This is a genomic window from Ottowia cancrivicina (assembly GCF_029813755.1).
Taxonomy (GTDB): domain Bacteria; phylum Pseudomonadota; class Gammaproteobacteria; order Burkholderiales; family Burkholderiaceae_C; genus Ottowia; species Ottowia massiliensis.
Window position 1 is genome coordinate 14,928 of the sequence record NZ_JARVII010000005.1, and the last position, 20,070, is coordinate 34,997.

The 20,070-nt window shown below is 62.2% G+C and carries 17 protein-coding genes; 10 read left to right on the forward strand and 7 right to left on the reverse strand.

The features are described from left to right. The first annotated feature begins 357 nt into the window (after window positions 1–357). The 8 genes from truA to accD all read left to right on the forward strand — a co-directional run bounded on the left by truA (window position 358) and on the right by accD (window position 8,149). On the forward strand, window positions 358–1,158 hold the full coding sequence (gene truA / locus QB898_RS03830) for a tRNA pseudouridine(38-40) synthase TruA (RefSeq protein WP_279523864.1): 801 nt from the start codon (window positions 358–360) through the stop codon (window positions 1,156–1,158). Window positions 1,159–1,171: 13 nt separating this feature from the next. Further along, window positions 1,172–1,891: a phospholipase D family protein gene (locus QB898_RS03835; RefSeq protein ID WP_279523865.1), complete on the forward strand. Its 720-nt coding sequence runs from the start codon at window positions 1,172–1,174 to the stop codon at window positions 1,889–1,891. Between the two features lie 395 nt (window positions 1,892–2,286). Next, window positions 2,287–3,045 (forward strand): phosphoribosylanthranilate isomerase, encoded by a 759-nt coding sequence (locus tag QB898_RS03840; RefSeq protein ID WP_279523933.1) that lies wholly within the window; start codon window positions 2,287–2,289, stop codon window positions 3,043–3,045. A 156-nt stretch (window positions 3,046–3,201) separates the two neighbouring features. Next, the gene (trpB, locus tag QB898_RS03845) at window positions 3,202–4,452 is read left to right on the forward strand and encodes a tryptophan synthase subunit beta (RefSeq protein WP_279523866.1); all 1,251 of its coding nucleotides are present in this window, start codon (window positions 3,202–3,204) and stop codon (window positions 4,450–4,452) included. Window positions 4,453–4,569: 117 nt separating this feature from the next. Next, window positions 4,570–5,715, forward strand: coding sequence for an AAA family ATPase (locus QB898_RS03850; RefSeq protein WP_279523867.1), 1,146 nt, complete (start codon window positions 4,570–4,572; stop codon window positions 5,713–5,715). Window positions 5,716–5,741: 26 nt separating this feature from the next. Continuing rightward, the gene (locus QB898_RS03855) at window positions 5,742–6,350 is read left to right on the forward strand and encodes a DUF4276 family protein (RefSeq protein WP_279523868.1); all 609 of its coding nucleotides are present in this window, start codon (window positions 5,742–5,744) and stop codon (window positions 6,348–6,350) included. Window positions 6,351–6,436: 86 nt separating this feature from the next. Beyond that, a complete protein-coding gene (trpA, locus tag QB898_RS03860) occupies window positions 6,437–7,273 on the forward strand; it encodes a tryptophan synthase subunit alpha (protein ID WP_279523869.1) in 837 nt (278 codons plus the stop codon). Window positions 7,274–7,276: 3 nt separating this feature from the next. Beyond that, on the forward strand, window positions 7,277–8,149 hold the full coding sequence (accD, locus tag QB898_RS03865; protein ID WP_279523870.1) for an acetyl-CoA carboxylase, carboxyltransferase subunit beta: 873 nt from the start codon (window positions 7,277–7,279) through the stop codon (window positions 8,147–8,149). A 707-nt stretch (window positions 8,150–8,856) separates the two neighbouring features. Here accD and QB898_RS03870 read toward each other — a convergent pair. The 7 genes from QB898_RS03870 to aceE all read right to left on the reverse strand — a co-directional run bounded on the left by QB898_RS03870 (window position 8,857) and on the right by aceE (window position 17,872). Continuing rightward, on the reverse strand, window positions 8,857–9,363 hold the full coding sequence (locus QB898_RS03870; RefSeq protein ID WP_050714515.1) for an outer membrane lipoprotein: 507 nt from the start codon (window positions 9,361–9,363) through the stop codon (window positions 8,857–8,859). Window positions 9,364–9,466: 103 nt separating this feature from the next. Further along, a complete protein-coding gene (dut, locus tag QB898_RS03875; protein WP_279523871.1) occupies window positions 9,467–9,913 on the reverse strand; it encodes a dUTP diphosphatase in 447 nt (148 codons plus the stop codon). A gap of 169 nt (window positions 9,914–10,082) precedes the next feature. Then, window positions 10,083–11,906: a dihydrolipoyl dehydrogenase gene (gene lpdA, locus QB898_RS03880; protein ID WP_279523872.1), complete on the reverse strand. Its 1,824-nt coding sequence runs from the start codon at window positions 11,904–11,906 to the stop codon at window positions 10,083–10,085. After that, window positions 11,893–12,900, reverse strand: a complete 1,008-nt coding sequence (locus QB898_RS03885; RefSeq protein WP_279523873.1) for a glutamate racemase — start codon at window positions 12,898–12,900, stop codon at window positions 11,893–11,895. Before QB898_RS03885 ends, lpdA begins: the two co-directional genes overlap by 14 nt. Before the next feature lie 59 nt (window positions 12,901–12,959). Then, window positions 12,960–13,673, reverse strand: a complete 714-nt coding sequence (locus QB898_RS03890; protein WP_279523874.1) for a DUF4253 domain-containing protein — start codon at window positions 13,671–13,673, stop codon at window positions 12,960–12,962. A gap of 96 nt (window positions 13,674–13,769) precedes the next feature. After that, on the reverse strand, window positions 13,770–15,152 hold the full coding sequence (aceF, locus tag QB898_RS03895) for a dihydrolipoyllysine-residue acetyltransferase (protein ID WP_279523934.1): 1,383 nt from the start codon (window positions 15,150–15,152) through the stop codon (window positions 13,770–13,772). Next, window positions 15,149–17,872: a pyruvate dehydrogenase (acetyl-transferring), homodimeric type gene (gene aceE, locus QB898_RS03900; RefSeq protein ID WP_279523875.1), complete on the reverse strand. Its 2,724-nt coding sequence runs from the start codon at window positions 17,870–17,872 to the stop codon at window positions 15,149–15,151. Before aceE ends, aceF begins: the two co-directional genes overlap by 4 nt. Before the next feature lie 270 nt (window positions 17,873–18,142). Between aceE and rpoH the strand changes: the two genes are divergently transcribed. Then, complete coding sequence (gene rpoH, locus QB898_RS03905; protein WP_050714509.1) at window positions 18,143–19,087, forward strand: RNA polymerase sigma factor RpoH; 945 nt, start codon at window positions 18,143–18,145, stop codon at window positions 19,085–19,087. Between the two features lie 271 nt (window positions 19,088–19,358). Further along, window positions 19,359–19,820 (forward strand): tRNA (cytidine(34)-2'-O)-methyltransferase, encoded by a 462-nt coding sequence (locus tag QB898_RS03910; RefSeq protein WP_279523876.1) that lies wholly within the window; start codon window positions 19,359–19,361, stop codon window positions 19,818–19,820. Window positions 19,821–20,070: the final 250 nt, after the last annotated feature.

The following is a 20,070-nucleotide window of genomic DNA, read 5'->3' on the forward strand; positions in this document are numbered from 1 at the left end:
GGCGCCGGTCATCCCTGCGCCAACGGCCCGCGCGGCCAGACAAGGGCGGACCAACCGGCGAGCCTGGCCTCAGAACCTGTTCGCAACCTGCACGTGGGTGCAAAAAGCGCGGCGCCGGGCGCCCGTGGGCCTTGCGAAGCCTCGCCAGGCCACAAGACCCGTCTGTGGTTTACGCCTTGCAGTCCATCCCGGTACCCGAGCTTTCGCCCCTCACGGTCAGGTCATGAACAGGCGCTCAGCGCCGCGCCATCTTCTGCGCGTGCAAAACCTCCTTTGCCCGCCTTCGCGCGCAGGTTTTGCAAGGTCCGCCCCTGACTGCCGCGCCTCGCATTTCCGCCTCCCGCACTTCCACACCCCATGAGACTGGCCCTGGGCATTTCCTACCTTGGCGCGGCCTATCAGGGCTGGCAAAGCCAGCCTTCGGGCCAGACCGTGCAAGACCGGCTGGAAGCCGCCCTCGCCGCTTTTGCCACCACGCCCATCGCCACCTTGTGCGCGGGCCGCACGGATGCGGGCGTGCACGGCCTCATGCAGGTCGTGCATTTCGACACGCCCTTGCGGCGCGAACTCTTTTCGTGGGTGCGCGGCGTCAATCGCTTTCTGCCGCCTGACATCGCCGTGCAATGGGCGCGCGAAGTGCCCGAAACCTTCCACGCCCGTGCCAGCGCCCTGGCGCGCCGCTACGCCTACATCCTGCTGGAATCGCCCGTGCGCCCCAGCCTGGAAGCGGGCCGCGCGGGCTGGAGCTTTCGCCCGCTGGATGGCGCGGCCATGCAGCAAGCGGCCAGCCATCTGCTGGGCGAGCACGATTTCACTTCCTTTCGCGCCGCCGCCTGCCAGGCGCTCAGCCCCGTCAAAACGCTCACTCGAGCCAGCGTGGCCCGCTGCGGCCCCTACTGGCGCTTTGACTTCGAGGCCAACGCCTTTTTGCACCACATGATTCGCAACATCATGGGCTGCCTGGTCGCCATCGGCCAGGGCCAGCGCCCGCCGCAGTGGATGCAGCAAGTCATCGCCGCCCGCAGCCGCGATGCCGCCGCGCCCACCTTCGCGCCAGACGGCCTTTACTTTCTCGGCCCGCGATACGCCCCCGAATGGCAATTGCCGGAAAAAACGGCGGCCTTTGAATGGCTGCCCCAATCATTTTCACGCCACTGACAAGGAAAAAATCATGGCCAAATTTCTAAATACTAGTGGAATTAATTACCACCTTGAGGAAATCATCAAGGGCGCGCGGGATCGCCTCATCATCATCAGCCCCTATCTGAAACTCAATGACCGGATTCGTGAACTGCTGGAAGACAAAGACAGGCTCAAAATCGACGTCCGCATCATCTACGGCAAAGCCGATTTGCACCCCGAAGAAGTCAAATGGCTGCGCAATCTCAAATACGTGCGCACCAGCTATTGCAATAATCTCCATGCCAAGTGCTACCTGAGCGAAAACGCCTGCATCATCGGCAGCCTCAATTTATACAGCTTCAGCCAGATTAACAACAATGAAATGGGCATATTCATTGAACGGCAGAATGATCACCAGCTTTATCAGGATGCCTATGAAGAAGCCCAGCGCCTGATTCGCATCAGCGAAGAAGTGCGCATTTCCCTTGAAGTCGTGGAAAAAGACGCGCACCCCGCGCCCAAGGCCGCTGCCCATCATGAAGACGATGAAAAATCCGAAAACGCCAGCGGCCTGCTGACCACCTCCAAGCTGGCTCAGAAACACAAAATGAAAACAGAACCCATGCTCGAAAAACTGACCGCTGCGGGCTATCTGGAATGGCGCGACGACAAACACTTTTTGACCGAACAAGGCAAAAAAGCAGGCGGGCAATTCAAAACGGGCCGCTTTGGCGCCTATTTTCTGTGGCCGGAAGATATCGTGCTTTGAAAACCTGCCCAAAGTTCGTCTGTGGGCGCAAAAAGCGTGGCTCCGGGTGCGGCGTGCGGCGAACCCTCGCCGGGCGGAGCAAGGCGTAGGAATAGGCAGATTTTCGCTCCTCTATTCATAGCAATAGGTCCTAGTGGAAAGAGCGCGAAGCGGGGTTTCGCCCTCTCAAATTCGCTCCTGTTTTTAATGTGCTCTGGCTGGCGGCACAAGGCCAGTCCCTGCGGGGCGGGCGCTGCCTCGCGCTGGCAGCTTTGTTTGAAACCGCAGGAAAATACCCGCGCATCACCGGTTTTTCTGAGCGGCATTGCGGCCGGGGGCGCTTGCGATGCAGCGCAATCGAAAGCCGGATGCCCGCCTTTGCGATATGGCCTGGGAGCGATTTTTTTCATTCCGGGCTGCTTAATCACTGCCAAACCGGAAAGAACCATGAAACCCGCCCTGAAAACATGAAACCACGCACCCGAATCAAAATCTGCGGCCTCACGCGCGAGCAAGATGTGGACGCCGCCGTGGCCGTTGGCGCGGATGCCATCGGCTTTGTGCTCTACCCCAAAAGCCCGCGCCACGTCACGCCTGCGCGGGCGGCGGCGCTGGCGCGGCGGCTGCCGCCATTGGTCACGCCCGTGCTGCTGTTCGTGAATGAAACCGCCGCCAGCGCGCAGGCCGCCAGCGCGCTCGTGCCCGGCGCCACGCTGCAATTTCATGGCGATGAAACGCCCGCCGAATGCGCCGCCATCGCCCAGGCGTGCGGGCGGCCTTACTGGCGCGCCGCGCGCATTCCCAATGACATTCCCGGCGCTATTGCGGCGGGCGGGGCGGCTGGTTTCGACTTGTTAAAATTTGCCGCCGATTACGCATCGGCCCAAGCCCTTCTTCTTGATGCGCACGTCGCCGGTTATGGCGGCGGCGGAAAGTCATTCAATTGGTCACGCCTGCCAACAAACGTTGCCGCTCACCTCGTCTTGAGTGGTGGATTGACGCCTGCAAACGTGGGCGATGGCATCGCTGAACTGCGTCAGCGCGGGCTGTCTCTGGCCGTCGATGTGTCTTCCGGCGTGGAAGCCACGGGGCCAGCAGGGCAGCCCCTCAAGGGCATCAAAAGCGCAGAAAAAATGGCCGCCTTCGTGGCCGCCGTGCGCCAGGCTGATGCCTGATGCGCCTTGGCCGACACGCCCCGCGCCTGACCCAACCCGGCAGCCAGATAAAACCCGTCTGGCCTTTTCATTCCCGGCCCTGCCTGCGCGCCAAACCGCTGCGCCCATGAATTGGGCAGGCCCTGAAAACATTTTCCAGAAAACATTTTCCCTGCCATGACTTCAAATTCACAACCTGATGCCAACGGCCATTTCGGCCCCTATGGCGGCTGCTTTATCAGTGAAACGCTGACTTATGCCATCAACGAGCTGAAAAGCGCCTACGCCAAATACCAGAATGACCCGGATTTTCTGGCCGAATTCCAAAACGAACTGGCGCATTATGTGGGCCGGCCTTCTCCCGTTTATCACGCGGCGCGCACCAGCCGCGAACTGGGCGGCGCGCAGATTTACTTGAAGCGCGAAGATTTAAACCACACCGGCGCGCACAAAATCAACAACGTCATCGGCCAGGCCATGCTGGCGCGGCGCATGGGCAAGCCGCGCATCATTGCCGAAACGGGCGCAGGCCAGCACGGCGTGGCCACTGCCACCATCTGCGCGCGCTACGGCCTGCAATGCGTGGTGTACATGGGCGCGGAAGACGTCAAGCGCCAGTCGCCCAATGTTTACCGCATGAAACTGCTGGGCGCGACCGTCACGCCCGTGGAAAGCGGCAGCAAAACCCTGAAAGACGCCCTCAACGAAGCCATGCGCGACTGGGTGGCGAATGTGGACAACACCTTCTACATCATCGGCACCGTGGCCGGGCCGCACCCTTATCCCATGATGGTGCGCGATTTTCAAAGCGTGATTGGCAAAGAATGCCTGACGCAAATGCCCAAAATGCTGGGCGCTGAAAAACAGCCCGACGCCGTCATTGCCTGCGTGGGCGGCGGCAGCAACGCAATGGGCATATTCCACCCCTATATTCCTTTTGAAAAGACCCGGTTAATCGGCGTAGAAGCCGCCGGGCGCGGACTGGACAGCGGCCAGCACGCCGCCAGCCTGGAGCGCGGCAGCCCCGGCGTGCTGCACGGCAACCGCACCTACGTGCTGCAAAATGACGACGGGCAGATTATTGAAACCCACAGCATCAGCGCCGGGCTGGATTATCCCGGCGTCGGCCCCGAACACGCCTGGCTGAAAGACACGGGCCGCGCCGAATATGTGGGCATTACGGATACCGAAGCGCTGGCCGCTTTTCACCACCTGTGCCGCACGGAAGGCATTATTCCCGCGCTGGAATCCAGCCATGCCTTTGCCCACGCCATGAAAATTGCGCCCGCCATGCGGCCCGACCAATCCATTCTGGTTTGCCTCTCGGGCCGTGGCGATAAAGACATAGGCACCGTGGCCGATCTCGACGGCGTTGATTTCTACGACCGCCCCTCCATGCGTGGGCATGTGGTGAAAGGGGCCCAATAGGCCCATGCTGTCCGCCGTGAAACCGCTGGCCATAAAACCGTTTGCGGGCCGTCCCGGCCAGCCGGGTAAATCGCAGCTGTTTTTCAGGAGCCCATGCGCTGAAGCAAAGGATATGTGATGGCAAATTTTGGAAACGCAGATCTGGCACAGGGTGCGCCCGAACCTGCCCGTATCCATTCGCTCACGATCGAAGGTTTTCGCAGCCTGCGCAGCATACAGAATCTGAATCTGCCCGATCTTGCCGTGCTGATTGGCGCCAACGGCGCGGGAAAATCCACCCTGATCCGCTTCTTTGAAATGCTGAGCTGGATGTTCAAGTCAAAGAGTTTGCAGGAGTTTGTATTGCGCCACGGCGGGGGAGATGACCAGTTTTTCATGGGCGCGCGGAAAACCCCGCGCATTCATGCGGAGCTGTGCATAAAGACCGAAAAGGGCGAAAACGACTACCGCTTTGACTTGGCCCATATTTCGGCGGGCGACACGGTGATGGTGATGAATGAAGCTTACCGGTTTTCGCCGGTTGGTCATTCTGGGAAAGCCAAATGGCAAGAAATTGGCGCAGTGGGCAAAGAATCCAGTCTTCTGGAGCAAAAAGACAAAACAGCCCGAACCATTGCCAATCTTTTGCGCCAATGCTCAACTTACCAGTTTCACGATACATCCATAAACGCAGCCATTCATCACCGCTGGGATATTGCCGATTCGTTTCGCCTGCGCTCGGACGGCGGCAACCTCGCTGCCATTTTGCTCAATCTGCGCCAAACAGACCGCCAGCGTTATGAGCTGATCGTCAGGCAGATTGCCCGTGTGCTGCCGGCTTTCAAGGATTTCGTGCTGGAAGAAGAGGCCGGCAAAGTGCTATTGCGCTGGGTGGGGCGGCAAAGCGACAAGGTTTTCGGCTCGCACCTCACGTCAGACGGATCGCTGCGCCTGTTTTGCCTGCTGACATTGCTCAACTTGCCGCCCGATCGCTTGCCAGACGTGATGTTCTTCGATGAACCCGAACTGGGCCTGCATCCGCACGCCATGACCCTGGTGGCCGAGATGTTCAAACGCCTGTCGAAAAAGCGGCAGATATTCATTGCAACCCAATCACCGTATCTCGTGGACTGTTTTGAGCTGGAGAATATCATTATCGCCAGCGCAGATCATGGAGAAACCACGCTGCGCAACTTGCCGCGCGAGCAATATCAGGAGTGGTTGGCCGATGAATATCAGTTATCTGATATCTGGCTCAAGCAGGCGGTGGGAGAGACGGGATGATTCGCGTCTGCATCGTTTGCGAAGGAATGACAGAGATGGAATTTGTCAGAACATGCATGAGCCGTTATTTCATGGGCAATGGCCTGAATGTATTTCCCGTATTGCTTCAGGCACCTTCTGGCGGACATCGGGGCGGCCGCGTCACTGTGCAACGTCTGGTTAAATTCATGTCGCATCAATATCATCAGACCGATCGCATGACCACATTGGTGGATTTTTATGGGTTTCAGGACCGTGGCGCACGAAGTTGCGAACAATTGGAACAGGATATTGGCGAACAATTGCCAGAATCAAAATATGACAAAAGGTTTGTTTTACCCTATGTCCAGGTGCATGAATTTGAAGGGCTGCTTTTCAGCAACCCGGATGCCTTCAAATGCGTGGGAGACGGATGGAATCAGCAAGTTCATGAGCAATTGATGGCTGTAAGAAAGGATTTTCCTTCGCCCGAGGATATCAATGGCGGACGGCAAAGTGTGCCGTCCAAACGCATTCTCTCGATTTTTGGCCCGGGAAATTATTCCAAAGTGGTGCATGGCCCTCTGATTGCCGAGGTGATTGGCATTGATGCCATGCGGAAAGCATGCCCCCGGTTTAACGCATGGATTGAAAAAATTGCCGCCTGGGGAAAATAGCCGGCTGCATTCATCTTGCAATGCCCGTTTCTGCCAGTTTCTCCCGTTTTATTTCTCTTTGAATCTGAAAATTACTTTGATCAGCCATGAGCCGCATCCAATCCACTTTTGAACATCTCAAGCAACAAGGCCGCAAGGCGCTGATTCCCTACGTGATGGCGGGCTTTCCCGAAGCGGGCATCACGCCTGCGCTGATGCACGCGCTGGCCGATGCCGGGGCTGACGTGATCGAGCTGGGCGTGCCGTTTTCAGACCCCAACGCTGACGGCCCCGTGATTCAGCGCGCGGGCGAGCTGGCGCTGGCGGGCGGCACGGGGCTGGCGCAGGTGCTGGAGATGGTGAAAACCTTCCGCCAGCAGGGCGGCAAAACGCCCGTGGTGCTGATGGGCTATGCCAACCCCGTGGAGCGCTATGACCAGCGGCGCGGCGCGGGCGCGTTCATTCGCGATGCGGCGGCGGCGGGTGTGGATGGCCTGCTCATCGTCGATTACCCGCCCGAGGAATGCGCCGACTTTGCCGCCGCGCTCAAAAGCACGGGGCTGGACCTCATCTTCCTGCTTGCGCCCACCAGCACGGACGAGCGCATGGCGCAAGTGGCGCGCCTGGCCAGCGGCTATGTGTATTACGTGTCGCTCAAGGGCGTGACGGGCGCGGCCAGCCTGGATGTCGCGCAGGTGCAGGCGGCCGTGCCGCGCATTCGCCGCCATGTGCATGTGCCCGTGGGCGTGGGCTTTGGCATACGCGATGCCGAAACGGCGCGCGCCATTGGCAGCGTGGCCGATGCGGTGGTGATTGGCTCGCGGCTGATTCAGCTGGTGGAAAGCGCCGCGCCCGACAATCGGCTCCAGGCCGCCGCCGGCTTCATGCGCGAAATCCGCGCGGCGCTCGATGGCATTGAACCTCAACCGACGCAAAGAGCTTGAAACATGTCCTGGCTTGAAAAAATACTGCCCCCCAAAATCCGCAAAACCGACACCACTGCGCGCCATCAAATTCCTGAAGGGCTGTGGCTCAAATGCCCTTCGTGCAGCACGGTGCTCTACAAAACCGACCTGGAGCAAAACCAGTTCGTCTGCCCCCATTGCAGCCACCATAACCGCGTGGCTGCGCGCATCCGCCTGGGCCTGTTTCTGGATGAAGGCGAGCGCCATGAAATCGGCCAGGACATCACGCCCACCGACGCCCTGAAGTTCCGCGACAGCCGCAAATACCCCGAGCGCCTGAAAGAAGCCGCGCAAGCCACGGGCGAGAGCGACGCGCTCGTGGTCATGAGCGGCGCCGTGCTGGGCATGCCCGTGGTGGCCGCCGCGTTTGAATTCAACTTCATGGGCGGCAGCATGGGCAGCGTGGTGGGCGAGCGCTTCGTGCGCGGCGTGCAAGCGGCCATGGAGCGCAAAACCCCCTTCATCAGCTTTGCCGCCACCGGCGGCGCGCGCATGCAAGAAGGCCTGTTCAGCCTGATGCAAATGGCCAAAACCAATGCCGCCCTCACCCGCCTGGCGCAAGCGGGCCTGCCCTACATCAGCGTGCTCACTGACCCCACGATGGGCGGCGTCTCCGCCGGCTTTGCCTTCATGGGCGACGTGGTGATTGCCGAACCGAAGGCGCTTATCGGCTTTGCCGGCCCGCGCGTCATTGAAAACACCGTGCGCGTCAAGCTCCCCGAAGGCTTTCAGCGCGCCGAATTCCTGCAAGAAAAAGGCGCGGTCGATTTCATTTGCGACCGCCGCGAACTGCGCGAAAAAATTGCCCACATCCTCGCCATGCTCCAGCGCCAGCCCGCCGAAGCCGTGGGCTGACCGGGCCTGCGCCCAAACCAACGAAAAGCCGCCGGATGGGCGGCTTTTTCATGCGTGTATGGCTGCGCTGCGCCTTCCGCACGCCCATCAAGCTGTCCGCCGCTTTTCAGGCCTGCTCGCGGCTTTGTGCGCAGGCAGCAGAAAAAGCGAGCCGGGCCGTGGCGGGCATAAGCGCCAGATGGGCGGCTGGCGGATAGGCTATTCGCTCCTTGATTCATAGTATTGGGTCCTAGTAGAAACTGCGCAGAACGAAATTTCGACCCCATTGAATTTGCTCCTTCTTTTGATGCTTTCCGGCCCCTGTTCGCGGCCTGACTGTGAGAGGGCAGGGCAAGGCAAGGCGGAGTGGGGAAGAAGGCGCGCGCCTGTGTGAATCAGCCTGTTTATTCATTCCTGTCCCCGCCTTTTCAATGGGCGAAGCGTCCACACGAGACAGCGGGCGGCCTGCGTGGCCATGACGCAAGAGGGAATTGGCTGCAACTCGCTCCTGTATCAATAGCATGATGTCCTAGTGGAACCTGCGCGAGGCGGTATTTCATGCCCTTTATATTTGCTCCTGTTTCTGATGCAATCCGGCAGGGCAGGGCAGCGGGCAACCGCTTTTTGCGTGGCGCGCAATGGCGCTGAAAGCGGGCGGCTTCAAAAAATCAGGGCAAAAAAAACGGCGCCATGAAGCGCCGTTTTCATGAGCTGGCGGCAAAGCGCCATCAACGGTAGAGCTGGTTGCCTTCAACGCGCACGCGGTCGCCCACGCGCACGTTGGGCGGCTCGGCGTAGTCAAATGTGCGGGAGCCGCCGTTTTCCAGATGCACCGTCACGCGGTACACATCGCGGTCATAGCCGCCGCCGCTCAGGTTTTGCTCCAGCACGCGGCCAATCAGCGCGCCGCCCACGGCGCCCGCGACGGTGGCCGCCGTGCGGCCGCGCCCGCCGCCAATCTGGTGGCCCAGCGCGCCGCCAACGACGCCGCCGGCTACAGCGCCCACGGTGCCATCACTGCCGCTGCTGCCACGGCGGATGAGGTCCACACCCGCCACGCGGCCAAACTGGGAGTAGGCCTGCTGCTGGTAACCCGGCTGCTGGTACTGGCCGTAGCCCGGCTGCGGATAGGGCTGCTGCGGGTAGTAGCCGTAGTTGGGGTTGCTTTGGCAGGCCGCGAGGGTGAGCGCGGCGGCCAGGCCCAGCGTCAGGGATGCGGTTTTTTTGATGTTCATGTGAACTCTCCTGGTGAAAAAACGAAGTGACGGCGAGACTAACGCCGGATGCCTCCCTGGCGCTGACAGCGGCAGCGCGTGGCGCTGTAACAAGCAATGCAGCTTATTTCAGACCCGTGGAGCCATAGCCGCCTTCGCCGCGCTCGCTGGCGGCAAAAGCCTCGACCACGTTGAACGTGGCCTGCACCACGGGGACGATGACCATTTGCGCGATGCGCTCCATGGGCTCGATGGTGAAAGGCGTGGCGCTGCGGTTCCAGGCGCTGACCATGAGCTGGCCCTGGTAGTCGCTGTCAATCAGGCCCACCAGGTTGCCCATGACGATGCCGTGCTTGTGCCCCAGCCCGGAGCGCGGCAGGATGAGCGCGGCGTAGCCCGGATCGGCCAGGTGCATGGCCATGCCGGTGGGCACCAGCTGCCAGGCGCCAGGCGCCAGGGTGAGCGGCGCGTCGATGCAGGCGCGCAAGTCCAGCCCGGCGCTGCCCGGCGTGGCGTAGGCGGGCATTTGCGCGCGCAGGCGCCCGTCAAGAATGCGGATGTCGATTTTCATTTTTCAGAGCCTGTTCATGATCTGACCGCACGGGGCGAGTGGGCAGATCAGGGTTGGGCGGCCAGGCGCAAATCACAGATGGATCTTGTGACCCGGACGAGGCATTTGCAATGCAGCAGGAAGGTCCGGGTCCGTGCTTTCGCGCCATCAACAGATAGCGAACAGCCTCTTACTTGCGCTGCGGGGGCAGGTCGGTGCAGCTGCCGTGGGCCACTTCGGCGGCCATGCCCAGGCTTTCGCCCAGGGTGGGGTGGGGGTGGATGGTTTGGCCGATGTCGATGGCGTCGGCGCCCATTTCAATGGCCAGGGCGATTTCGCCAATCATGTCGCCCGCGTGGGTGCCGACGATGCCGCCGCCGACGATGCGGTGGCTGGCTTCGTCAAACAGGAGCTTGGTAAAGCCTTCGTCGCGGCCATTGGCGATGGCGCGGCCGGAGGCTGTCCAGGGGAAGAGGCCCTTTTTGACTTTGACGCCCTGCGCCTTGGCCTGCTCTTCGGTCAGGCCGACCCAGGCCACTTCGGGGTCGGTGTAGGCCACGCTGGGGATGACGCGGGCGGTGAAGGCGCTGCGGGCCAGGGCTTCGTCGCCCTTGAGTTCGCCTGCGATGACTTCGGCGGCCACGTGCGCTTCGTGCACGGCCTTGTGGGCAAGCATGGGCTGGCCGACGATGTCGCCAATGGCGAAGATGTGGGGCGCGTTGGTGCGCATCTGGGCATCGACTTCGATGAAGCCGCGTTCGGTGACGGCCACGCCGGCTTTGTCGGCGGCGATTTTTTTGCCGTTGGGCGTGCGGCCCACGGCCTGGAGCACGAGGTCATAGACGCCTTCGCTGCGGGCGCCGTCCAGCCCTTCAAACCGGACTTTGATGCCGTCGGGCGTGGCTTCGGCGCCCACGGTTTTGGTTTGCAGCAGGATGCGGTCAAAGCGCGGCTGGTTGAGCTTTTGCCAGACTTTGACGAGGTCGCGGTCGGCGCCTTGCATGAGGCCGTCTTGCATTTCCACCACGTCAAGCCGCGCGCCCAGGGTGCTGTAGACGGTGCCCATTTCGAGGCCGATGATGCCGCCGCCGACGATGAGCATGCGTTTGGGCACGCTTTTGAGCGCCAGTGCGCCGGTGGAGTCCACCACGCGGGGGTCGTCGGGCATGAAGGGCAGGTGCACGGCCTGGCTGCCGGCGGCGATGATGCAGCGCTTGAAGCGCACGGCTTTTGTGCCGCCAGCGGGCTGCTGGCCGCTTCCGGCGGTTTCCTGCACGTGCAGGGTGTAGGCGTCTGCAAACGCGCCGATGCCGCGCACGAGGGTGACTTTGCGCATTTTGGCCATGGCGGCCAGGCCGCCGGTGAGTTTGGCGACGACTTTTTCCTTGTGGGCGCGCAGCTGGTCCAGATTGACCTGGGGCGCGCCGAAGCGCACGCCAGCGGCTTCGAGATGGCGTGCTTCGTCGATGACGGCGGCCACGTGCAGCAGGGCTTTGGAGGGGATGCAGCCTACGTTCAGGCATACGCCGCCCAGGGTGGCGTAGCGCTCGACAAGAACGACGGACAGGCCCAGATCGGCCGCGCGGAAGGCAGCGCTGTAGCCGCCGGGGCCTGCGCCGAGCACGAGCACGTCGCATTCGATGTCAGCGGGCAGGCTGCTGGCAGGGGGCATGGCAGCGGACGCTGCAGCCGGGGCAGCGGAAGCCTTGGGCGGCGTGGGGGCGGCGGGCGCGGGCGAAGACGCCGCAGCCGGGGCAGCGGGCGTGGCGGCGGCCTCACTGGTTTCCAGCGTGAGCAGCACGGAGCCTTCGCTGACTTTGTCGCCCAGCTTCACGCGCATTTCTTTCACCACGCCGGCGTGGCTGGTGGGAATCTCCATGCTGGCCTTGTCGGATTCGACCGTGACCAGCGACTGCTCCTGGCGCACGGTGTCGCCGGGCTTGACGAGCACTTCGATGATGGCGACGTCTTTGAAGTCGCCAATGTCGGGAACCTTGATTTCAATGGTGGACACGGGGAGTCTCCTGTCTTGCGAAGGGATGAAAAGGGGAGGAAGGCGGAGCCGTGCGGCTGGCGGCGTCTGCCGCAGCAGCGGGCCACAGGGCCTGAAGGCCGGGCGGCACGGGCAGGGGCGAGGCAGCCAGGTGCGGCGTGAGCGCCACGCCCAGGCGCGCAAATGTCTCGGTCAGGCCCGCAAGCGGGCAGGCGGGCGATTCGGTCGCCATGCAGACAAGGCGGCCCGGGCGGCCATCGGCCGGGCGGTCTTGCGGCAGCAGTGCAGCCAGGCGCTCCACGACGGATTGCGCCGGGTCCAGAAACTGCACTTGCGGCGCGGCCTGCTCGAAAAAAGCGCGCAGCCAAGGCAGATGGGTGGAGGAAAGCGTGCACACATCCACACCAGGGTGCTGCCGCAGCAGCGCCTGCATGAAGGCATGAACCTGGGTTTGCGTGCCGGCCGCGTCACTCAGGAACGCGCCGCTTTCCACCAAGGCCACCAGAGCCGAGGCATTGACAACGCGCACGGCGCGGCCCGCCGCTTCGCGCTGCACGTAGGCTGCAATTTGCGGACTGCTGACCAGCGAGGCCACGCCCAGCAGCGCCACTTCGCTGCTGCGCGAGAGCGCCAGCGCCTGCCGCACTGGCGGATAGACGCCGAGCACGGGCACGGGGCTGAAGGCTTGCAACTCTTGCAGCACCATGACGGAAGGCGCGTTGGAAGCCAGCACCACGGCGCGCGCGCCCCAGTCCGCCAGGCGGGCAATGGCTGCGCCCACCACGCGCCCCAGTTCGGCATGGGTTTTGCCGCCATAGGGGAAGCTGGCGCGATCGGCCAGATAGATCACGTCCTGCCACGGGTAGCGCTGCTGGATGAGCCGGGCCACCGCGTAGCTGCCGATGCCCGCGTCGAACACGCCCACGGGCGTGCGCAGTTCCTGCCATTGCGCCGGAGCGTGCGAAGCGGCGCTTGGGCGGTCTGCATCAAAGGGCCTGACAGTGGCGCAGGGCATGGGGCCTGGAATGAATGGAAAAAAGAATTGGAAAAAGCGAATGGCGATTTGCGCTGGAATCAATCCCACCAGAAATACCAGACGGGGGAATACAGCAGGGTTTTCGCCAGCGATTCAACATCGCCCACGCCCTGATCAACGATATCGTTGCAAAACAGATATTGCTGCTGCGCTAGCTCCAGGGCCTCTTCTTTTGTTTGGGGCGGGCGGGCCACTTGCATTTCCAGCACGTCAGCCGTGGCGCAGACGATTTGCGCGCCATGGCGCTCTTGCCAGAATTTGCAAATGGCGGCCATTTCGGCAGGCAGGGGGCATGCATTCCATCCGCCCAGTTTCAGGTAGCAGGGAATTTGCCAGTTTTCTTGCGCGGGTATGCAAGCCAGGGCGGCCGTGTCGAGAAAGCGGCCCGTCAGGATGCTGCGGTGGCTGCGAATTTCGCCGTGCGCTTCTTCGGGCGATGCGGGCCATTCGGGCGGTTCTGCGCCATGCGGGGCGCTGATGCTGGCGGCGCCCACGTCCAGCCATTCTTCGGCGTCAGCATCCATATCGGCCTGCTGGCTGGCAAACCATTCCAGCGCATCGATTTCAAGGGCTTGCGCAATCAGCTCTTGCGGAGATTTTTTGTTGTGGAATTCAAAATTTTCCTGAATGCGTTCCAGGCTTTCATCGTCGCCCAAAATGACGGCAAAGCCGCCATTTTCTTGCTGTAATTGCGCCCGTTTTTCCAGCGCCTGCGCGCCAGGAACGTAATGCACCGGATAGGGAAATGTCATGCCGCCTCCTTGTCTGGCTGAACAAAATGCCCGGCGGGCGGCCGGGCATTCGGTTTTCCAATGGTTTCCGAAATGGCTTTTCCGGCCAGAAACGTATCAAAGCAGGATGCGGCGGTAATCCGCCAGCACCTGGCTGAGGTAGGCATTAAAACGCGCGGCCGCCGCGCCGTCGATGACGCGGTGGTCATAGCTGAGCGACAGGGGCAGCGTCAGGCGCGGCGCGAACTGCTTGCCGTCCCACACGGGCTTGAGGCTGCTGCGCGACAGGCCTAGGATGGCCACTTCAGGCGCGTTGATGATGGGCGTGAAGTGCGTGCCGCCAATGCCGCCCAGGCTGCTGATGGTGAAGCAGCCGCCTTGCATGTCGGCGCTGCCCAGCTTGCCTTCGCGCGCTTTTTGGGCCAGCTCGCCCATTTCCTGGCTGATTTGCAGGATGCCTTTCTGGTCGGCATTTTTGAGCACGGGCACGACCAGGCCGTTGGGCGTGTCGGCGGCAAAACCGATGTGGAAATACTGCTTGTAAACCAGCGCGTCGCCGTCAAGGCTGGCGTTGAAGTCAGGGTATTTCTTCAGCGCGGCTACCACGGCCTTGATGACGAAGGCGAGCATGGTGACTTTGATGCCGCTCTTTTCGTTTTCCTTGTTGGTGCGCACGCGGAAGGCTTCCAGCTCGGTGATGTCGGCCTCGTCGTTGTTGGTGACGTGGGGAATCATCACCCAGTTGCGCGCCAGGTTCGCGCCGCTGATTTTCTTGATGCGCGAAAGCTCCTTGCGCTCGATGGGGCCGAACTTGGCGAAGTCCACCTTGGGCCAGGGCAGCAAATCAAGCCCTGCGCCGCCCATGCCGCCGCGCGCGGCCTGCGCCTGCGTTTGCAGGGTGCCAGACATGACAGCCTGGGTGAATTTCTGCACGTCTTCCTGCGTGATGCGGCCTTTGGGGCCGCTGCCCTGCACTTCGGCCAGCGGCACGCCCAGTTCGCGCGCAAATTTGCGCACGCTGGGGCTGGCGTGGGGCAGGCCCTGGGGCTGGTTGATGGCCGGGCGCGTGTTGTCCAGCGCGGCGGCTGCCGGGGCGGGAGCGGCAGGAGCGGCCGGGGCGGCTGGCGCTTCCGTTTTGATAGCGGCTGGCGCTTGGCTGGCGGGCGCTGGGGCCGTTTTTGGCTCTTCTTTCGGTGCGGCTGCGGCGGGCGCGGGAGCCGCTGCTTCTGCGGCGGCTTCCACGATGGCGATCACGCTGCCTTCGCTCACTTTGTCGCCCAGCTTCACTTTGAATTCCTTGAGCACGCCAGCATGACTGGAAGGAATTTCCATTGAAGCCTTGTCGCTTTCCACGGTGATCAGGCTCTGGTCAGCCTGCACAGCGTCGCCGGGCTTGGCCAGCAGCTCGATCACGCCGACGTCCTTGAAGTCGCCAATGTCTGGAACCTTGATTTCAATTTGTGCCATTTGGGGTTGTCCTCTCTGGGTGCGTCGGGTCAGGCATGCAGGGGATTGACTTTGTCGGCCTTGATGCCGTACTTGGCAATGGCCTGGGCGACCTTGCTGGCGGGCAGCTTGCCTTCTTCCGACAGGGCCTTGAGGGCCGCCACGACGATGTAATGGCGGTCGATCTCGAAGTGCTCGCGCAGGCGGAAGCGGAAGTCGCTGCGGCCAAAACCATCGGTGCCCAGCACCTTGAAGCTGCGCGCCGAGCCATCGCCGTTTTTCGGGATGAAAGGACGGATGGGTTCGACGTAGCTGCGCACGTAGTCGGTGGAGGCGACCACCGGCCCTTCATGTCGGCCCAGCTGCTGCGCAACGAAAGGCACGCGCGGCGCTTCCGTGGGATGCAGCATGTTCCAGCGCTCGCAGTCCTGGCCGTCGCGGGCCAGCTCGGTAAAGCTGGGGCAGCTCCACACATCGGCAGCAATGCCCCAGTCCTGCGCCAGCAGGGCTTGGGCGGCCAGGCTCTCGCGCAGGATGGAGCCGCTACCCAGCAGCTGCACGCGCTGCACGGGCGCTTGTGCGCCGGGGCTGCACAGGTACATGCCCTTGATGATTTGCTCTTCGGTGCCTGCCTTCAGGCCGGGCATGGCGTAGTTCTCGTTCAGCAGGGTGATGTAGTAGAAGACGTTGTCCTGCTTTTCCACCATGCGCTTGAGGCCGTGGTGCAGGATTACGCCCACTTCATGCGCGAAAGTGGGGTCGTAGCAGACGCAGTTGGGAATGAGCGCCGCCTGCACCTGGCTGTGGCCGTCTTCGTGCTGCAAGCCTTCGCCGTTGAGCGTGGTGCGGCCCGAAGTGCCGCCCAGCAAGAAGCCGCGCGCCTGCATGTCGCCCGCCGCCCAGGCCAAATCGCCAAAGCGCTGAAAGCCGAACATGGAGTAGTACACGTAGAACGGAATCATGATCCGGTTCGAGGTGCTGTAGCTCGTGGCGGCGGCAATCCAGCTGGCCATGCCGCCCGCTTCGTTGATGCCTTCCTGAAGAATCTGCCCGGCCTTGTCTTCCTTGTAGTACATGACCTGGTCGCGGTCCACCGGCGTGTAGAGCTGGCCCTTGGGGTTGTAGATGCCGATCTGGCGGAACAGCCCTTCCATGCCGAATGTGCGCGATTCATCCACCACGATGGGCACCACGCGCGGCCCCAGCGCCTGATCGCGCAGCAGCTGGGTCAGAAAGCGCACGTAGGCCTGCGTGGTGCTGATTTCGCGGCCTTCCGCCGTAGGCTCCAGCACGGCCTTGAACGTTTCCAGCGCGGGCACGGTGAACTGCTCGTCGGCCCTGGTGCGGCGGTGCGGCAGGTAGCCGCCCAAGGCTTTGCGGCGCTCGTGCAAATAGCGCATTTCGGGCGTGTCGTCCGCTGGCTTGTAGTAGGGCAGCTTGGGCAGCTCGCTGTCGGGCACGGGGATGCTGAAGCGGTCGCGCATGTAGCGCACGCCTTCATCGTCAAGCTTCTTGGTTTGGTGGATGGTGTTCTTGCCTTCGCCGTACTTGCCCATGCCGTAGCCCTTGATGGTTTTCACCAGCAGCACGGTGGGCTGGCCTTTGTGGTGCTGCGCAGCATGGAAGGCGGCATACACCTTGCTCGGCTCGTGGCCGCCACGGCGCAGGCTCCAGATTTCCTCGTCGCTCATGTGCTCCACCAGCTTGGCGGTTTCGGGGTATTTGCCGAAGAAATGATCGCGCACGTAAGCGCCGTCCTTGGCTTTGTAGACCTGGTATTCGCCATCCAGCGTTTCCATCATCAGCTGGCGCAGCTTGCCGCTTTTATCGCGCGCCAGCAGATCGTCCCAGCCCTTGCCCCAGATGAGCTTGATGACATTCCAGCCCGCACCCCGGAAGTCGCCCTCCAGCTCCTGGATGATCTTGCCGTTGCCGCGCACCGGGCCATCCAGCCGTTGCAGGTTGCAGTTGATGACGAAGATGAGGTTGTCCAGCCCCTCGCGCGCGGCCATGCCGATGGCGCCCAGGCTCTCCGGCTCGTCCATCTCGCCATCGCCCAGAAAGGCCCAGACCTTGCGGTTTTCCGTATTGGCGATGCCGCGCGCGTGCAGATATTTCAGAAAGCGCGCTTCATAAATGGCCATCAGCGGCCCCAGCCCCATGCTCACGGTGGGGAATTGCCAGAACTCCGGCATCAGCTTGGGGTGCGGATAGCTGGACAGCCCCTTGCCGCCCGTTTCCTGGCGGAAGTTGTTCAGCTGCTCTTCGGTGATACGCCCTTCCAGAAATGCGCGGGCGTAAATGCCGGGCGAGCTATGGCCCTGCAAATAAACCAGATCGCCGCCATGCCCTTCACTTTCGGCGTGCCAGAAATGGTTGAAACCCGCGCCCAGCATGGAAGCAAGCGAGGCAAAAGAGCCAATGTGGCCGCCCAAATCGCCCCCGTCAGCCGGATGCAGGCGATTGGCGCGCACCACCATCACCATTGCGTTCCAGCGCATGTAGGCGCGCAGGCGCTTTTCAATCTCGATATTGCCGGGGCAACGCGCTTCCTGATCCGGCTCAATGGTGTTCACGTAGCCCGTGGTGGCCGAAAACGGCAGATCAATGCTGTGCTGGCGCGCGTGTTCCAGCATTTCCTCAATCAAAAAATGCGCGCGTTCTGCGCCTTCGCGGTCAATCACGGCGGACAGCGCATCCAGCCACTCTTTTGTTTCCTGCTCATCCGTATCCACGATGGGGGCGCCGGAAAGGTTTTTCGGGTTTTCTGACATGAAGGCATCTCCTGCAAGGGTCGTAACAAACGATATGTGGCCTGCTGGCCTGCGAGGCATAGTGAGTAATCATCGCACAGCGAAATACCCCTGCCGCCATCAAACAAACGGGGCAAACCGGAGATGAATCAAGAGCGGACCGCGCGTTTTACAAACCTTTGCACAACCACGGTTGAACTTCCTTTTTGGCACTCTTCCAAAGGGAGTGCTAACATTTTTGCCAATATGACCGAGAAAACCACAGCATTGCCTGCTTCTGCCCCTGTTTCCATGCCGGCTTCCGCCCCTGCCGCCCAAGCATCCACCGCCGTTGCCGTGGCCAATCCGTGGGCCGTGGTGCCCTCGTTGGGCAATCTGGATGCCTACATCACCGCCGTCAATCGCCTGCCCCTGCTCACGCAAGAAGAAGAGCAGCAAGCCGCGCGCGAGCTGCGCAGCAGCGGCAGCCTGGAGGCGGCGGGCCGCCTGGTGCTTTCACACCTGCGGCTGGTGGTTTCCGTCTCGCGCCAGTATCTGGGCTACGGCCTGCCGCATGGCGATTTGATACAGGAAGGCAACGTGGGGCTGATGAAGGCCGTCAAGCGCTTTGACCCTGATCAGGGCGTGCGCCTGGTCAGCTACGCACTGCACTGGATCAAGGCCGAAATCCACGAATACATCCTCAAGAACTGGCGCGTCGTCAAGCTCGCCACCACCAAGGCGCAGCGCAAGCTCTTTTTCAACCTGCGCTCCATGAAGCACGAGTTGCGCGCCGAAGACGCCCAGTCCGACATCACCCCGCGCGACACGCTCACGCAGGCGCAGGTGCTCACCGTGGCCGAAGAACTCAAGGTCAAGCCCGAAGAAGTGCGCGAGATGGAAGCGCGCATGGCTGGCGGCGATGTGCTGCTTGACCCCGCGCCCGCCGATGACGGCGACCACGCCTTCGGCCCCATCTCCTGGCTGTCTGACGCCAGCCATGAGCCTGCTGCCATGATCGAAGCCGCCCAGCGCGACCGCCTGGCCACCGAAGGCATTGCCACCGCCTTGCAAAGCCTGGACGAGCGCAGCCGCCGCATCGTCAGCGAACGCTGGCTGAACGTGCGCGATGACGGCAGCGGCGGCATGACGCTGCATGAACTGGCCGCCGAATACGGCGTCAGCGCCGAGCGCATCCGCCAGATTGAAGTGGCCGCCATGAAAAAAATGCGCAAGGCGCTGGCCGAATACGCCTGAAGCCCATCCCTATCCGCTACCTGAAGAAAAGCCGCCCTCCCGGGCGGCTTTTTCATGGCCGGGCAGGGGCATTCAACTGCCCCGCGTCATCGTCGTGCATCTTGAAAAGAGGAGCAGATTCAAGGGGTATGAAATGCGGCTTCGCGCAGTTTCTACTAGGACACCGTGCTATGGATTGAGGAGCGCATCATTCTTGCTTGTCCAGCCCTGCGCGTTCAATCTGGTCTGCTGGCTGCTCTTGCGGACAGGCGGCGCGCGGACAATTCGCGCCATGTTTCACATCGTTTTGGTCGAACCCGAAATTCCGCCCAACACCGGCAACGTTATCCGCCTGGCGGCCAATACGGGCTGCACGCTGCACCTCATTGAGCCGCTGGGCTTTTCCATGAACGACCGCCTGCTGCGCCGCGCCGGGCTGGATTACCACGAGTGGGCCGACGTGCGCCGGCATGCGGATTGGCGCGCTTTTCTCGCCGCCCGCCAGCCTGATCCCGCGCGGTGCTTCGCCCTGACCACGCGCGGCGGGCGCCTGGCGCACGACAACGCCTTTGCGCCGGGCGACTGTCTTGTTTTCGGCGCGGAAACACGCGGCCTGCCGCCTGATCTGCTCGCCGCCTTCGCGCCTGCCCAGCGCTTGCGCCTGCCCATGCGCGCGGGCCAGCGCAGTCTCAATCTCTCCAACGCCGTGGCCGTTACGGTTTTTGAAGCCTGGCGGCAGTGCGGCTTTGCCTGAGAAACTGCCCAAAGCGCCTGTTCAGGCCCTGCCCATGAGCAGGTTCCCGGGGCATGCCGGGTGAAAGGAGCGGAGGGCGCGAAGGGGGATGACGGCCTGGCCTGGCGCGGCGTCATATCTTCAAAAGAAGGAGCGAATTGAAGAGGGTTGAAATCGGCACCTGCGCTTATTCCACTAGGACGTCATGCTATTGAATCAGGAGCTGAAACAGCCTGCCGTCCGGCCCTGCATGGCGGCTCCGTGCTTTCCG

What these genes read in the sequence shown, in the direction of transcription:
- truA (WP_279523864.1), top strand. Translation starts at nt 358, where the DNA reads ATGAGACTGGCCCTGGGCATTTCCTACCTTGGCGCGGCCTATCAGGGC.
- QB898_RS03835 (WP_279523865.1), top strand. Translation starts at nt 1,172, where the DNA reads ATGGCCAAATTTCTAAATACTAGTGGAATTAATTACCACCTTGAGGAA.
- trpB (WP_279523866.1), top strand. Translation starts at nt 3,202, where the DNA reads ATGACTTCAAATTCACAACCTGATGCCAACGGCCATTTCGGCCCCTAT.
- QB898_RS03850 (WP_279523867.1), top strand. Translation starts at nt 4,570, where the DNA reads ATGGCAAATTTTGGAAACGCAGATCTGGCACAGGGTGCGCCCGAACCT.
- QB898_RS03855 (WP_279523868.1), top strand. Translation starts at nt 5,742, where the DNA reads ATGACAGAGATGGAATTTGTCAGAACATGCATGAGCCGTTATTTCATG.
- trpA (WP_279523869.1), top strand. Translation starts at nt 6,437, where the DNA reads ATGAGCCGCATCCAATCCACTTTTGAACATCTCAAGCAACAAGGCCGC.
- accD (WP_279523870.1), top strand. Translation starts at nt 7,277, where the DNA reads ATGTCCTGGCTTGAAAAAATACTGCCCCCCAAAATCCGCAAAACCGAC.
- QB898_RS03870 (WP_050714515.1), bottom strand. Translation starts at nt 9,363, where the DNA reads ATGAACATCAAAAAAACCGCATCCCTGACGCTGGGCCTGGCCGCCGCG.
- dut (WP_279523871.1), bottom strand. Translation starts at nt 9,913, where the DNA reads ATGAAAATCGACATCCGCATTCTTGACGGGCGCCTGCGCGCGCAAATG.
- QB898_RS03885 (WP_279523873.1), bottom strand. Translation starts at nt 12,900, where the DNA reads ATGCCCTGCGCCACTGTCAGGCCCTTTGATGCAGACCGCCCAAGCGCC.
- QB898_RS03890 (WP_279523874.1), bottom strand. Translation starts at nt 13,673, where the DNA reads ATGACATTTCCCTATCCGGTGCATTACGTTCCTGGCGCGCAGGCGCTG.
- aceE (WP_279523875.1), bottom strand. Translation starts at nt 17,872, where the DNA reads ATGTCAGAAAACCCGAAAAACCTTTCCGGCGCCCCCATCGTGGATACG.
- rpoH (WP_050714509.1), top strand. Translation starts at nt 18,143, where the DNA reads ATGCCGGCTTCCGCCCCTGCCGCCCAAGCATCCACCGCCGTTGCCGTG.
- QB898_RS03910 (WP_279523876.1), top strand. Translation starts at nt 19,359, where the DNA reads ATGTTTCACATCGTTTTGGTCGAACCCGAAATTCCGCCCAACACCGGC.